Source organism: Tenacibaculum aiptasiae (assembly GCF_965221665.1).
Lineage (GTDB): Bacteria > Bacteroidota > Bacteroidia > Flavobacteriales > Flavobacteriaceae > Polaribacter > Polaribacter aiptasiae.
On sequence record NZ_CBDCSN010000002.1, the window covers coordinates 1,315,445 to 1,330,361 of the forward strand.

At 28.9% G+C, this 14,917-nt stretch carries 12 protein-coding genes; 3 read left to right on the forward strand and 9 right to left on the reverse strand.

What is annotated here, in order from left to right; all coding sequences use genetic code 11:
* Positions 1-8: 8 nt before the first annotated feature.
* Positions 9-2,735 carry a CHAT domain-containing protein gene (locus ACOQN8_RS06325; protein ID WP_420552046.1) on the forward strand — a complete coding sequence of 909 codons (2,727 nt, stop codon included), beginning with the start codon at positions 9-11 and terminating at the stop codon, positions 2,733-2,735.
* On the opposite strand, the gene ACOQN8_RS06330 is transcribed toward ACOQN8_RS06325, so the two are convergent.
* The 5 genes from ACOQN8_RS06330 to ACOQN8_RS06350 form a co-directional block, all read right to left on the reverse strand.
* Positions 2,732-3,871 (reverse strand): ATP-binding protein, encoded by a 1,140-nt coding sequence (locus ACOQN8_RS06330; protein ID WP_420552047.1) that lies wholly within the window; start codon positions 3,869-3,871, stop codon positions 2,732-2,734. The genes ACOQN8_RS06325 and ACOQN8_RS06330 overlap by 4 nt on opposite strands.
* A gap of 2 nt (positions 3,872-3,873) precedes the next feature.
* Positions 3,874-4,740, reverse strand: coding sequence for an aldo/keto reductase (locus tag ACOQN8_RS06335; RefSeq protein ID WP_420552048.1), 867 nt, complete (start codon positions 4,738-4,740; stop codon positions 3,874-3,876).
* Positions 4,733-5,488 carry an SDR family NAD(P)-dependent oxidoreductase gene (locus ACOQN8_RS06340; protein ID WP_420552049.1) on the reverse strand — a complete coding sequence of 252 codons (756 nt, stop codon included), beginning with the start codon at positions 5,486-5,488 and terminating at the stop codon, positions 4,733-4,735. The genes ACOQN8_RS06335 and ACOQN8_RS06340 overlap by 8 nt, the downstream gene beginning before the upstream one ends.
* A 156-nt stretch (positions 5,489-5,644) precedes the next feature.
* Positions 5,645-6,568, reverse strand: a complete 924-nt coding sequence (locus tag ACOQN8_RS06345) for a hypothetical protein (RefSeq protein ID WP_420552050.1) — start codon at positions 6,566-6,568, stop codon at positions 5,645-5,647.
* 84 nt (positions 6,569-6,652) lie between these two features.
* Positions 6,653-7,144, reverse strand: coding sequence for a hypothetical protein (locus ACOQN8_RS06350; protein WP_420552051.1), 492 nt, complete (start codon positions 7,142-7,144; stop codon positions 6,653-6,655).
* A gap of 78 nt (positions 7,145-7,222) precedes the next feature.
* Between ACOQN8_RS06350 and ACOQN8_RS06355 the strand changes: the two genes are divergently transcribed.
* The gene (locus ACOQN8_RS06355) at positions 7,223-8,329 is read left to right on the forward strand and encodes an NAD(P)/FAD-dependent oxidoreductase (RefSeq protein ID WP_420552811.1); all 1,107 of its coding nucleotides are present in this window, start codon (positions 7,223-7,225) and stop codon (positions 8,327-8,329) included.
* On the forward strand, positions 8,326-8,775 hold the full coding sequence (locus ACOQN8_RS06360) for a 3-oxoacyl-ACP synthase (protein WP_420552052.1): 450 nt from the start codon (positions 8,326-8,328) through the stop codon (positions 8,773-8,775). Before ACOQN8_RS06355 ends, ACOQN8_RS06360 begins: the two co-directional genes overlap by 4 nt.
* Positions 8,776-8,964: 189 nt before the next feature.
* Here ACOQN8_RS06360 and ACOQN8_RS06365 read toward each other — a convergent pair whose 3' ends face one another.
* The 4 genes from ACOQN8_RS06365 to ACOQN8_RS06380 all read right to left on the reverse strand — a co-directional run bounded on the left by ACOQN8_RS06365 (position 8,965) and on the right by ACOQN8_RS06380 (position 14,768).
* The gene (locus ACOQN8_RS06365) at positions 8,965-9,897 is read right to left on the reverse strand and encodes an ABC transporter ATP-binding protein (RefSeq protein ID WP_420552053.1); all 933 of its coding nucleotides are present in this window, start codon (positions 9,895-9,897) and stop codon (positions 8,965-8,967) included.
* Between the two features lie 91 nt (positions 9,898-9,988).
* Entirely contained in the window at positions 9,989-12,079 is a 2,091-nt protein-coding gene (locus ACOQN8_RS06370) for a M13 family metallopeptidase (protein WP_420552054.1), read from the reverse strand.
* A 19-nt stretch (positions 12,080-12,098) separates the two neighbouring features.
* Positions 12,099-12,560: a hypothetical protein gene (locus ACOQN8_RS06375; RefSeq protein ID WP_420552055.1), complete on the reverse strand. Its 462-nt coding sequence runs from the start codon at positions 12,558-12,560 to the stop codon at positions 12,099-12,101.
* A 51-nt stretch (positions 12,561-12,611) separates the two neighbouring features.
* The gene (locus ACOQN8_RS06380) at positions 12,612-14,768 is read right to left on the reverse strand and encodes a prolyl oligopeptidase family serine peptidase (RefSeq protein ID WP_420552056.1); all 2,157 of its coding nucleotides are present in this window, start codon (positions 14,766-14,768) and stop codon (positions 12,612-12,614) included.
* Positions 14,769-14,917 lie beyond the last annotated feature (149 nt).

The following is a 14,917-nucleotide window of genomic DNA, read 5'->3' on the forward strand; positions in this document are numbered from 1 at the left end:
CAATTCCTATGCATGCAACCAAAAAACATAAACAATTATTAAAATTATGTTTTTTGTGTATTTATGTATGTGCTTTTAGTTTTCAGGTTTATTCTCAGCAATTTAATAAAGAAGAGTTTGATAGTATTGTAGGTTTAAAAAGTATTAGTACTGCTGAAAAAGTAGCGGTGTTTAAAGAGAAATTAAAGAATGAAAAGAATCAACAAATAGCTGCTGAGTTATGTTATAAAACAGTTGTTTTTTTCTGGAGAGAACGAAAAAAATCACCATGGATATTAAAAGAAGGAATTTATTTCTTAAAAAAAGAGCAATCGATTAGAAATACTTTAGATTCAACAAAAACTACTTTAATAAAAAGAAACCTATTTAATCTAGGTTTATTTTATAAAGAAATAAAAGATTATACAAATGCTATAAAGTATTTAGATGAGGTTATTTCTCATACTGAAAAACCTAATAAACAGCTTGCTAAAAGTTATAAATTAAAAGGAAATATTTATACGAATTTAGGTGATTTTGAGCGAGCTGGTAACTATTTGAATAGAGCAAGAAAAATATTTAAGAAACTAGGATTAGAAGATAGATTATTCAGAGTAAATAATGATTTATTGAAATTGTTGATTGATAAGAAAGACCAAAAATCTTTTTCATTTTATAAAAAACTATCTGAAGAAAATAAAGTTATAAAAGATAGTTTTAATGCTACTTTTAAAGATACGTTTGATTTTTTTTATAACTCTGCTAGTATTTTATATCGTAATAAACATTACAAGCAATCAATTATAACATATAAAGAAGTACAAAAAATGTTATTAAAAGTGGATGATTCAACACGTTTATCCTCTTTTTATAGTAACTTTTCCCTTCCTTTTTTGAAAGAATCAAAACCTGATTCAGCAAAATATTACTGTAATGAAGGACTTAAGTATACAAATTCAAAAAACCTATTAGGAAAAAGTGCTTTGTATAATAATTTAGGGGATGTATATCTTTCAGAATCTAAATTTAAGAAAGCCTTTTATTATTATGATAAAGCTATTCAAACAATATCTCCAAATAGTTCTGATGAATTTCCTACAACAATTTATTTTAAAGAACTATTGGGGTATCATTTAGATAAGTTGAATGCACTAATTACTTTTTATGAAGAAAAACAAAATACTCATATTTTGCAGGAAGCCTATGAATTGTTAACTAAAATAGATTCTCAATTTGACACGATTAATTATACGAGTAAAGAACGAATATCTAAACTTTTTTGGAGAGAAGAAGGACGAGACTTTTATCTCAATGCTGTTAAAATTTGTTATCGTTTAAAGAAACTGAAGGAGGTTTTTTACTATATAGAAAAAAGTAAAGGAATACTACTTTTAGAGAATACGAATAATCAATTTGCTAAAAAATTAGCCAATCTTTCAGATTTTTTAATTGAAAAAGAAGACAGTTTAAAAAAGCGAATATTACATTTTAACGAACAAATAAACCGCACTCAAAAAGCCGCATTTAAGGATAGTTTATTTTTAACTAAAGAAAAGTATTTTACTTTTTTAAATACTCTGGAAAGAAATAATATAAACTACTATAGGTATAAAACAAGCATTCCTATAACTACTATAAAAGCTGCAAAGAAGAATTTAAGAAATGATGAGTTAGCTATTTCTTATATTTTAGGAAAAGATAGTGGGTTTATATTGGTATTATCTAAAAACAAGTATAAGGTTTTACCTCTAAAAAATTACAGTGAATTAGTTTCTTTAGCAAAGAGATATAAAAAATTATGTTTATCACCTATCCAATACAAAGAAGAATTAAGCACGTTTAAGAATATATCTAATAAATTATATCAAATACTATTTCCAAAAGAAATAGCGTCTTATTTTAAGCATTATAATAAATATTCAATAGTAACTGATGGTGTTTTAAATAATATTTCATTCGACGCCTTAATTCCTTTTATAAATAAAGATGGTGGTTTTAAGTATTTGATAGAAGAAAAAGAGTTAGTATACCATAACTCATTATCGTTAACATTATTAAATAATTCTTTACAAACACCTTTTTTTAAACGTCAATACAATTTTATAGTTAATAAGTTTAAAAACAACAGTTTTACTTCTTTAACAGTAAAAAAAGAACCTTTTTTCAACGATAAAATGTTTGTTAATGAAGAAGTATCAAAAGAGAATTTTATAAAAGAGTTTAAAAAAGCTTCTTCAATTTTTATTTCTAGTCATGCAGATGGAAAAAATCAAATTCCTTGGATTGCTTTATACGATCAAAAATTATATTTAAACGAATTGTTTTTCCTTAATAGTCCTAAAAATTTTGTGGTTTTAAATGCTTGTGAAACAGGAATGGGTAGATTACAAACAGGAGAAGGAAATTTTAATTTAACAAGAGGTTTTTTAAATGCAGGAGCAAAGAGTGTATTGTCTACACAATGGCAGGTAAATGAGAAATATAATACTGAAATTTTGAAAAACTTCTTAAAAGCTTTAAAAAGTGGGAACCCAAAATCTACAAGCTTAGCTATTGCAAAAAGGAAATATCTAAAGAAATATAAGAACACAAATTTAAACTCTCCTTATTATTGGGCAGTTACTACAATTACAGGTAATGATTGTCCTTTACCTCATAATAAGAATTATACCATGTTTGTAGTTGTGTTAGTAGCTTTATTGTTAATTCTTTATGTTTTAAAATATTCGAAAAAACGTTTAAAACATAAACGTTAATTATACTTTACTTTACGTAAAACACGCATAGCTTCTTTGTATTTAATATAAGTAGTTTTATCGTCTAAATTTTTAATATAACTTTTAGCTTTTCTTAGTTGAGTTGGGGCATCTAAAAAACCATTTAAATAGCAAATTAAGTAGGAGGTAGGAAGTTTAAAAACATCTTCATGTTCTATAACAGATAAAGCTATATTATTTTCTATTTTGTTAATAATAATGTTGTTGTTATTATAAATATGATTAATAATGATGCTATCGTATTGAGGAGGTTCAAATAGGAATTCGGTAACGATATCGTGTTTTCCATTATCTTTAAAATTAATAATGGTTTTTTCTAAAGGATATCGTTTTTCACTTTTATCAATCCCTAAAACTATATATTCGGTAATAATAAAAGATTGCTCGTTGTAACTTATTTGTACATCATCTAGCGCTGAAAAAAATAAACGAACCTGTTCGTTTATTAATTCGATGTCTACTCGAGTTAAAAATTCTTCATTATTAATAAGCTTTTTTTTACCTGCCCAACAAAGAACAAACTGTTCATTAAAAACTTTGTATTGTGGATTGTATTCTGGTTTATGATTATTGATAAAATCAAAAACACCATCTAAAGTAAGTTGAATATTATTACTAGCATTTTTTTCAATAGCTTCTACAATAGGAGCATTTTCATTTTTGTGCTCAAGTATGTTTTCTGTAGGAATAGAATTACTTCCTCTACGAAAAAACACTGTTCCTTTACGATATTTCCAAGCGTTTTTAGATAAAGAAGTAACCTGTTCGTTAGGATAAATAGTTACTAACCCAATTACTTTATGCCGAGGTAAACGAGGAAACGGAACATTTTCATACTCAACTTTAGGAGGATTGTTTAAATAGGCATTGACTAAATTCTGAATTTTACTATCATCATAAAAATCAACACCTACAATTTTGTTTTCTTCATCTTCAACTCCAATAACAATGTATGAGTTATTTTGAGGATTAGAATTTGATAAAGCACAGATATGTTTAATAAACTTAGCTTTTCCTTCTTTAGAACTTAAAGAAAGTTTTTGCTTTTTATCATAAAAACTATTCTCATCGTTATGAGATAATAAGTTTTTAATAAGTAAGCGTTTATTAATCATTTTTAAGGTACTTTATGGCCTTGACTAGCTACAAGTAAAGAAAACCAATCTTCTGTTTCTAATTTTATAAACTGTGCCTTTGTAGCTTCTTTTATACGTTGAATATTAGTAGTTCCAATAACAGGTGTAATCTTAGCAGGATGCTTATATAACCAAGCCAATAATAATTGACTTTCAGTAGCATTATATTTTTTACATAAATGTACTAATTCTGTTTTAATTCGTTCATTTTGATCTGAATGCTCTTTAAAATAAGAACCTAAAGGACTCCATGCCATTGGTTTTATATTATGTGTTTGCATATGATCTAAACTACTATCTAACATTGAAGAAAATTGAGTCAATGATACTTCTATTTGATTAACTGTAATAGAATTCTTCTTGTTAATTAAATCAGTTTGTGATGGAGTAAAATTAGAAACACCAAAGTCAATAATTTTACCTTGTTTTTTTAATTGGTCAATCGCTTCATAAATTTCATCAGCTTGCATTAAAGGACTAGGTCTGTGTAATAATAACAAGTCTAAATATTCAGTTTGTAAATTTTTAAGAGATTGTTCTACACTCCAAATAATGTATTCTTTTGAATAGTCGTAATATTTGACCCTATTGTTTCTTGTTTTTCCAACGTATTGAATACCACATTTAGAAATTAACTGAATTTGATTACGGTTAACTTTACTTTCTATAAAAGCCTTTCCAAAATCAGCTTCAGTCGTATAATCACCATAAATATCAGCATGATCAAATGTGGTAATATTATTTTCTAGGCACGTATGAATTAAAGTATTCATTTCTTGAGTATTTAAATTTTTACCCCAAACACCCCAAGTCATACAACCAGCAATTAGTTCTGAATAATTAGACATTTTTATTTAAAATTGTTGCACTAGCTTGTGCAGTTGGATATACTACTAAATCTTCAATATTAACATGATAAGGTCTGGTAACTACAAAATGAATAATATCGGCAATATCTTCAGCTTGTAAAGCATTGTAACCTTTGTAAACATTTTTAGCTTTTTCTTTATCTCCCTTGAAGCGTACATCAGAAAATTCTGTTTCTACTGCTCCAGGATGAATGCCAGAAACTCTTATGTTATGCTTATTTAAATCAATACGCATCGATTTATTAATAGCATTTACAGCATGTTTAGAAGCACAATATACATTTCCATTAGGATATACTTCTTTTCCAGCAATAGAACCAATATTAACAATAAAACCACTATTTCTTTCTACCATTTGAGGTACAATAGCTTTGGTAACGTAAAGTAGTCCCTTTACATTAATATCAATCATAGCATCCCAATCATCAATATTTCCATCCTGAATAGCACTTAGCCCATGAGCATTTCCAGCATTGTTAATTAAAATATCTATTTGACGGAAGTTTTGAGGTAAGTTATTTATTGCTTTTTGTACTTCATTTCTATCTTTAACATCAAAATTTAAAGTAGCAACTTCAGTATAGTTACTTAGTTGCTTTTGTATTTCATCCAGTCGGTTTTTTCTACGACCACAAAGAACTAATCGAATATTATTTTTAGCAAAAATCTCAGCAGTTGCTTTACCTATACCAGATGTAGCACCAGTAATAAGAGCAGTAAGTTTCATTATTTATGTTTTGGTTAAAGGTAGGTTATTCAACTAAAAAATAAAACCTTTATAAAGATACTTAACAAAAAGTTTATAAAAATAAAAACCGCCCCTTTGTGGGGGCGGTTCCTTTTAGTTGGTAACTACACCAACCAAAAATCAACTAACCAAACTTTATTTTAAATATTTTCTATCAACTGTCTTTCGTTGTATTTTAGTACGTTTTCTACCACTATTCCTTACGGTAGACTTTGCAGTACTTTTGTTTTTACCTTTTAAATATTGTACAAATCCTTTACCAGAAAAAGTGTACGTTGTTTTTGAACTTAAGTGAAACAACTCTATCGTTTCATCATTTATAACGCTTAATTCAAACCTTTCAGTATCTCCACCATCATAATTAAGTGTTAAAAATTTTAGGTTCTCATGTCCTGAAATATTGGCTACTTCATACCCCCCTACATAGTCCCATTTTATATCATCAATATTCGTGCCAAAAGGATCGTGAGACGAGTAAAATGTTACATTGTTTTCAGGAGTAAACTGTAAAAAATGCTCATCATCAAATGCATTTGGAGTTCCTCCTTTTGCATCTATTCTTTCCCAAGCAGTATATTCCTGTAAAAAGTATTCTATATTTTCATAAAATAATTTATCGTAATCAAAATTATTTCTTTGGTAACCAATTAGGTAATAACTAACGTTTTGTGATAAATCGTCAATTCTTATCTCATTACTTGATAATTGAACTACATTAAAATCATAATTACCATCTAAATTATGATATGTTTCTAAAACTGTTCCAAAAGCATCATATCTTCCAACTATAATTCCTAAACCATTTCCTGTTTTACCTATATCGGCAATATTGTTATTAGCATACATTGTTCCATTTAAAAACGATACTGTAAATGCTTTTGAAAGAAAAGGAACATCTCCTGTACCAGTTGTTCTATGATAATCAATGTACCATAAATCGTAACTAGAAATATATTGGTTTAATGAAGAAGCATCATCAATTATTTCATTTTGTACAAGACAAGATGTTAACGTAACACTTGTTGCTATAAATAAGAATAGTAATTTTATACGTTTCATAAGCTTTCATTTAATGGTTATGCTTATGTGTTTCCAAATTACGTGCCAAAAATAAAAAACACCTCAATTGAGGTGTTTTTTATTTTAGTTTTGAGGTTTTACAGAGGGCATAAAAACTTTTTCTCCTTTTTTGATATTTTCTATCTTATAATAATGCGTTTTATTACCTATTTTATAAGTAATTATAGCTTCATTTTCTTTTAATTTAAAAGGAAAATCTTTTTCACTTTTTGTATTCGCTGTATTTCCATGTTCTTCTTTAGGGTTAGCGTGTAATACTAAATCTTTTCTGTCTTGATCTGATGAGGTATTATAACGAGCAGCTATGTATTGTTTATTTTGTTTTTTTTCAATTACAGCTTTTGTAGATCTATTTTGAAAGAAAACTTTTTCAAAATTAACTGAATCTTCCGAAGTAAATTCAATTATTAAATTAAGAGTATTGTTTCCTGGTAAACCACCAGTTATATGAGTATATGTTGCCGATTTTACCGAAAAAGGAGGATTACTATCCATTTTCATACTTGCACATTGAGTAAATGTAAAAGCTAATATTAAGATTCCGAATAATTTCATAGGATTACTATTTTATTGTTTAATTTTAGACATTCAAGTAGTGTGCCAAGGTACAAATATATTTATATTTTTAAGATGTTGAATTACAGTTATTGGGAGCTTAAGGAGTGGTTTACTAATGTTGATTTTACAGTAGTAGGTAGTGGAATTGTCGGATTAAATTGTGCGTTAGAATTAAAGAAAAAACACCCGAAATCGAAGATTTTAATTTTAGAAAAAGGAACTTTACCTCAAGGGGCTAGTACTAAAAATGCTGGATTTGCTTGTTTTGGAAGTTTATCTGAATTAATAGATGACTTAAATACGCATACTGAAGAAGAGGTTTTTAATTTAGTAAAGAAAAGATGGGAAGGGTTAGAGTTGTTGAAAAAGAATTTAGGAGACAAAAACATCGATTTTCAACAAAATAAAGGATATGAATTATTTCAAGATGATGCTTTTTTTGAAGACTGTTTAAGTAAAAAAGAGAAAATAAATGAATTGTTAAAACCTTTATTTAAATCAGATGTTTTTCATGTTAACGAAAACATTTTTGGTTTTAATAACATTCATGGGAATTATATTGTAAATGAATTTGAAGGTCAGATCGATACAGGTAAAATGGCTGCTAGTTTATTAAATTTAGCTCAATCGTTTGGAATCAAAATTATAAATAATATAGCTGTTGAAAATTATATTGAACTTAACGGAAGTATAGTTGTTAAAACAAAACAGATAGAATTTACAACTAAAAAAATATTCATTGCTACCAATGGTTTTGCAAAACAATTGCTTAACGAAGATGTACAACCAGCTAGAGCACAAGTTTTAATTACGAAACCGATTAAAAACCTTCACATTAAAGGAACTTTTCATTTAGATAAAGGATATTATTATTTTAGAAATATTGATAATAGAATATTGTTTGGAGGAGGAAGGAATTTAGATTTTAAAGCAGAGGAAACGGTAGAGTTTGGACAAACAGAGTTAATTCAAAATAAATTAGAAGAGATTTTAAAAACAATAATTTTACCCAATAATAATTTTGAAATAGATCACAGGTGGAGCGGTATTATGGGAGTTGGAAATCAAAAAAAGGCTATTGTGAAACAGTTATCTAATAATGTTTTTTGTGGTGTTCGTTTAGGAGGAATGGGAGTTGCTATAGGTAGCTTGGTTGGAAAAGAATTAGCAGATTTGGTATGAATATAAAAGAAGAATTATTTAAGCAATGTGTTGCTTATGTAAATAAACGGATGAAAACAATTGAAGAAATAATTTCATCTAATAAAAAAGCATTACAATCTGAAACAAAAAGCTCAGCTGGAGATAAACATGAAACAGGTAGAGCAATGTTGCAGTTAGAAATGGAAAAAGCAAGTCAGCAACTTAGTGGAGTTGAAAAAATGAAAGAAACGCTTTCTAAAATTAATTTAGAAAGGGTAACAGATGTGGTTCACTTAGGAAATGTAGTTATAACGGATAAAAACGCGTATTTTTTAAGTATTAGTTCTGGACAATTAAAAGTAGCAGATAAAGTTTATTTTTCAGTTTCAGTTTCTTCACCAATAGGACGTTTATTACTAGGGAAAAAAGCAACAGAATCTTTTGTGTTTAATGGTAATAAACAAACAATAAAGGAAATTTTTTAAATAAAAAGTAGGGTAAAATAAATTAAAACGGTTTTAGTATAGGAAAGGTTGCTACCCTTCATAGGAAAAGAAGTTTTATAGTACACTTTTATCATTTTTTAGTGTTTAGACTGGTAGGAGTGTATTTTTCTATAGATATAAAGTTATTTAAAATAGTTGAGTAATAATTATGAGATAGTTATTATTGGTTTAAACAGTTTCATTGAACGCTAATGAAACTGTTTTTTTTGTATCTATAATTGAGTGATGGTTGAAGAAAATTGTTTGGTTATTGTAAAATGCTTCTATAAGCCAATAATATCCTTTAAAATATGCTTTTTTAACAATAGCTTTATTGTTAGAATATTCAACAACTTGTATTTGATGAGGATATAATAAAACTTGTTTTTCGTTCAAAAAAAACTCATTTACATCATCAAATAAAGAAGCAATATATTTTTGTTTTAATCCTTTGTATAAACTAGCAGGTGTATCATTAGCGATAACTTTATGATCTTTTATTACAATCATTTTATCAGCAAAAGATAAAGCGTCGTTACCGTCATGCGTTGCAACGATACAAGAAATATTATTTGCTTTTAAATAAGCAAATAACTTCCTCCGTAGAGAATTCTTTTTAAAGTTGTCTATTTGGCTAAAGGGTTCATCTAAAAGAAGTAATTCAGGTTGTTTAGCTATTGCTCTAGCTATGGCAACTCGTTGTTGTTGACCTCCACTTAAATTTTTTACTTTTTCGTTAGCAAACGAAGTCATTTCTATAACATCAAGGAGTTCTTGTGTTCTTTTTTCTGCTTCTTCAGGGTAAAAACGAGAAAGAAATTTTTTAATATTTTCACTTACAGAAATAAAAGGCATTAGATCAAAATCTTGAGCTACGTACTTAAAAAAATCCATTCCTGGTACCAAATGATGAGCTGGTCCTAAAATTTGAGTATCATTCCAGTAAAGTGTACCTTCATTTAAATCTAATAAACCGTAGATAGCTTTTAGTAAAGTAGATTTTCCACAACCACTTTCGCCCATAATACATAAATGTTCGCCTTTTTCTAAGGAGAAATTAATGTTTTTTAAGGTTGATTTTTCATCAGAATATGAAAAAGAGATGTTATTAACTTTTAGCATAGCTGCAAAAATAATGAACTCTATTTTTTATATAAAAAAAACCGATGCTTTTGCATCGGTTTTTGTATTTGATCAAAAGAAAAAATCTTTATTACCAGATTCTAACTCTTTCTTCAGGTTTTAAATACATTTTATCACCTTCTTTTACATCAAATGCTTCATAGAAAGCGTCAACGTTTTTAAGAGGCATATAAGCTCTATATTGACCTGGAGCATGTGTATTTGTCATGATTAAATTCTTTAAAGCCTCATCACGCATTTTAGTTCTCCAAATAGTACCCCAAGAAAGGAAGAAACGTTGTTCAGGAGAGAAACCATCAATATCATCAGGACGACCATTCTTTTCTAAGAATACTTTTAATCCTTCATAAGCAGCTTGAACACCACCTAAATCACCAATGTTTTCACCTAAAGTATACTCACCATTTAAATGCATACTATCAATAGCAATAATATCACTGTATTGTTTAACTAATTTACTTCCAACGTCTTTAAACTTTTTAGAATCTTCTTCAGTCCACCAATTTTTAAGGTTTCCATCACCGTCAAAACGAGCACCAGAATCATCAAAACTATGTGAAATTTCGTGACCAATAACAGCTCCAATTCCACCATAGTTTACAGCTTCATCAGCTTTATAGTTGTAGAAAGGTGGTTGTAAAATTGCCGCTGGGAATACGATTTCGTTATTTACAGGGTTAAAGTAAGCATTTACTGTTTGTGGAGACATTCCCCATTCAGTTCTATCTACTTCTTTACCTAATTTAGCCATGTTTTTATCAAAGTTCCACTTAGAGACATTAATAGCATTGTCAAAATAAGTACCTCCGTTTTTTAAACCTTTAACTTGTAAAGCAGAATAATCTTTCCATTTATCTGGGTAAGCAATCTTAACAGTTAATTTATGTAATTTTTCTAAGGCTTTTTTCTTAGTTTCTTCGCTCATCCAAGGTAATTGAGCAATACGTTTTTCAAAACCTAACATTACATTGTCAATCATTTCCTTAGCTTTTTTCTTAGCTTCTGGTGGGAATTTAGCATCAACATATAATTTACCTAAAGCTTCTCCAATAGCTCCATTTAAGTTACCTAAAGCGCGCTCGTCTCTTGGACGTTGCTTTTTAGCACCACGCATTTCTTTGCTGTAAAACTCCCAGTTAGCTTTTTCTAAGTCAGTAGATAATAATCCTAATGAGTTATTAATTGCATTCCAACGTAATAATAATTTAATATCTTCTACTGGACGAGTTTTAAGAATTTCACTCATTGCTTTGAAATATCCAGGATCAGTAACAATTACTTTATCAATGTTATCAACACCAATTCCTTTTAAGTGAGCAGCCCAATCAATTGTTGGAGCTAACGTAGTTAACTCTTCAATAGTCATTGGGTTATACATTTTACGAGTATCTCTACGCTCTTCTTTAGTCATCATTGGTTCTGCTAAGCTTTTTTCAAAACCAACAATAGTTTCAGCGTTTTTCTTTGCAGTAGCTTCATCATCACCAAATTCTTGTAACATTTTAGCTACAAATTCTTGATATTTTTCAAGCTTATCTTTTACTTTATCATCTACATAGTAGTCTCTTGATAAACCAAGTCCACCAGCACCCATATAACCAGCATTCATGCTACTGTTTTTAAGGTCATTGAAAACTCCAAATCCATAGAAACCACCACCTCCATAAGGAGCCATGTTAGTAATAAAATCTTGAACACCATTTAAATCTTTAATCTCCTCAATTTTTTTAAGGAAAGGTTTTAAAGGTTCTTTACCAGATTTGTTTCTGGCAACGGTATCCATAATAGTTTCGTAGTAATTTACAGCTTTTTCTTGGTCAGAATCAATTTCGTTTCCTTCAGAATCTTTTATTTTAGGAAAGTTTCCTTCTTCGATGGCTTTGTTTAAGATGGCTAATACATCTGCATCTGTTTTTTTACGAAGCTCTCCAAAACCTCCCCAAGAAGTTCTGTCGGCAGGGATTTCAGTTTTATCCAACCAAGCCCCGTTTACATATCTAAAGAAATCGTCTGTAGGTTTTACAGAGGTATCCATATTTTCTAAGATAATTCCCTGTACTTTTTCTTCAGGTTGCTTATCCGTTTTTTTATCTGTTTTACACGATGCAATTGCTAAAGAAGCGACAGCAGTAGTAAACAGCATTTTGTGAATGGTTTTCATTGTATATAATTTGATTGATTTAATTACAAGTGATTTTTAATTGTTTTCCTTCTTGTTTCGCTTTTTTGTCTTTTTCTTTCCCAATTGCAATACCTAGTAGCATACCAAAAGGTAAACCTATACCTAGTAGAGCAATATTACCTAATAACATTCCAAACATGGATCCAAAAGAAATACCAAAGAGACTCATTCCTAAAACCATCCATTGATTTTGATAGTATTTTTCATGAACGTAGCCATGATTTTTTCTTACAAGCTCGAGAATATTATGATTTTTAACTATGAGTTTATTTCTATACTTTTTTAATTTTCCTTCAAATCTGTTTATTTCTTCTAAATCTTTATTTATTTGAGAAATAGTAGAATCTGATAAAGGAAGAGTTTCTAAAACAGATAGTATGTTTTCTATCTTGTTAAAGGCTTTTAAAACATTTTTATCAGAGATAAAAGGTTCTTTTTTCTTTATAGAAATAAACATCATAGTTAGTTAGTTTACTCATATAAGAATACTAAATGTAAAAAATGTTACAGTTTAGCTCTTAATTTTTGATTTTGGAGGGTTTGGTAATTGATCAAATCCCATGTTAAATAATGTAAAACCAAATATATCAGCGTATTGTTCTATGGTTTTTGCAACTGGAGTTCCAGCACCATGACCAGCATTAGTTTCAATACGAATTAATACAGGGTTATTTCCTTGTTGTTTTTCTTGTAATTCTGCAGCAAATTTGAAACTATGAGCAGGAACAACACGGTCGTCGTGGTCTCCTGTAGTTACCATAGTAGCAGGGTATGCCTCTTTTTTAACATTGTGTACAGGAGAATATCCTTTTAAGTATTTAAACATTTCTTCACTTTGTTCTGCAGTTCCGTAGTCATATGCCCAACCAGCACCTGCAGTAAATGTATGGTAACGTAACATATCTAATACACCTACAGCTGGTAAAGCAACTTTCATTAAGTCAGGACGCTGTGTCATTGTAGCACCTACTAATAAACCTCCATTAGATCCTCCACGAATTGCTAAGAAATCAGAAGCAGTATATTTTTCTTTAATTAAGTATTCAGCAGCAGCAATAAAATCATCAAAAACATTTTGTTTTTGTAATTGAGTTCCAGCTTTGTGCCATTTTTTACCATATTCACCACCACCACGTAAGTTAGGTACTGCATATACACCTCCTTGTTCCATCCATACTGCATTAGCAATGCTAAAAGAAGGAGTTAAAGAAACATTAAATCCACCATAACCATATAATATAGTTGGATTTTTACCATTTAATTCTAATCCTTTCTTATAGGTAATAATCATAGGTACTTTAGTTCCGTCTTTTGAAGTATAGAAAACTTGTTTACTTTCATAATCATCAGAATTAAAAGAAATAGCTGGTTTCCAATATAATTTATAAGTACCGTCTTGTGGATTAAACTTATATGAAGAGCTTGGAGTATTGTAATTTGTAAAAGAAAAGTATAATTCTTTAGCGTCAGTTTTTCCTCCAAAACCACCAGAAGAACCTACACCAGGTAATTTAACTTCACGAATTAGTTTTCCATCAAAATCATATTGTAATACTTTAGAGACAGCATCTACCATATATTCAGCAAAGAAATATCCAGCACCGGTAGAAGGAGATAAAACATTTTCAGTTTCAGTAATAAAATCTTTCCAATTTTCTGGAGTAGGGTTTTTAGCATCAACAGTTACTACCTTTTTATTAGGAGCATTTAAATTGGTAACTAAATATAATTTGTCATCACGATTATCTATTACATAAGTATCACTCTTGTAATTATCTATAACGGTAACTAGTTTACTGTTTTCTTGACTTAAGTCTTTTAAAAATAATTTATTTCCAGAAGTAGAAGTTGATGCAGAGATAATTAAGTATTTATCATCTTCAGTTAAGTAACCACCAACATATCTATTTTTTTCTTCAGGAGTAGCTCCAAAAATAACAGCGTCTTCATTTTGTTTAGTTCCTAACTTATGATAATATAGTTTATGTTGATCTGTTTTTGCTGAAAGTTCACTTCCTTTAGGTTTGTCGTAACTAGAGTAATAAAACCCTTCGTTACCTTTCCAAGCAATACCAGAAAACTTTACATCAATTAAAGTGTCACCAATAATTTCTTTGTTTTTGGCATCCATAACGATAATTTTTCTCCAATCGCTACCACCTTCAGAAATTGAGTAAGCAACAATATCACCATTTTTAGAAAAATTAACAGAACCTAAAGAAGTTGTTCCGTCACTTGAAAAAGTATTAGGGTCTAAAAATACTTCTTCTTTGCCATTATCATCTTTTCTATATAATACGTATTGGTTTTGTAAACCATCATTTTTATAAAAATAAGTATAGTTTCCTTCTTTAAAAGGAGTACCTACTTTTTCGTAGTTCCATAATTCAGATAAACGATCTTTTATTTGTGTACGGTATGGTATTTTGCTTAAGTAATCGAAAGTAACCTCGTTTTCGGCTTTTACCCAGTTTTCAGTTTCTGGACTACGATCATCTTCTAGCCAACGGTAATTATCGGTAACTTTAGTTCCGAAGTAATCATCTACAACAGGTTTTTTGGTTGTTTCAGGATAATTCACAGTAATATTTTTCTTGGTTTGTTTTTGTTCTTTGCAGGACACTAGTATTACACTGGCGCAAAGGACAGGGAAAAGAATTTTTTTCATGATGAAATAATTAGTTAATTCTTTCAAAGTTAGAAGAAAATGATTGGTAACCTTGTTTTTTTAAGATGAATTTAACATTAAATAAGTTTTGTGTAATCTTTAGAAATAAAAACGACTATTTTTATGCCTAAAAATATTACTAAATAAGA

Excerpts from the sequence above, each read along its gene's own strand:
- ACOQN8_RS06325 (WP_420552046.1), top strand. The coding sequence starts at position 9 with ATGCATGCAACCAAAAAACATAAACAATTATTAAAATTATGTTTTTTG.
- ACOQN8_RS06330 (WP_420552047.1), bottom strand. The coding sequence starts at position 3,871 with ATGATTAATAAACGCTTACTTATTAAAAACTTATTATCTCATAACGAT.
- ACOQN8_RS06335 (WP_420552048.1), bottom strand. The coding sequence starts at position 4,740 with ATGTCTAATTATTCAGAACTAATTGCTGGTTGTATGACTTGGGGTGTT.
- ACOQN8_RS06340 (WP_420552049.1), bottom strand. The coding sequence starts at position 5,488 with ATGAAACTTACTGCTCTTATTACTGGTGCTACATCTGGTATAGGTAAA.
- ACOQN8_RS06345 (WP_420552050.1), bottom strand. The coding sequence starts at position 6,568 with ATGAAACGTATAAAATTACTATTCTTATTTATAGCAACAAGTGTTACG.
- ACOQN8_RS06350 (WP_420552051.1), bottom strand. The coding sequence starts at position 7,144 with ATGAAATTATTCGGAATCTTAATATTAGCTTTTACATTTACTCAATGT.
- ACOQN8_RS06360 (WP_420552052.1), top strand. The coding sequence starts at position 8,326 with ATGAATATAAAAGAAGAATTATTTAAGCAATGTGTTGCTTATGTAAAT.
- ACOQN8_RS06365 (WP_420552053.1), bottom strand. The coding sequence starts at position 9,897 with ATGCTAAAAGTTAATAACATCTCTTTTTCATATTCTGATGAAAAATCA.
- ACOQN8_RS06370 (WP_420552054.1), bottom strand. The coding sequence starts at position 12,079 with ATGAAAACCATTCACAAAATGCTGTTTACTACTGCTGTCGCTTCTTTA.
- ACOQN8_RS06375 (WP_420552055.1), bottom strand. The coding sequence starts at position 12,560 with ATGATGTTTATTTCTATAAAGAAAAAAGAACCTTTTATCTCTGATAAA.
- ACOQN8_RS06380 (WP_420552056.1), bottom strand. The coding sequence starts at position 14,768 with ATGAAAAAAATTCTTTTCCCTGTCCTTTGCGCCAGTGTAATACTAGTG.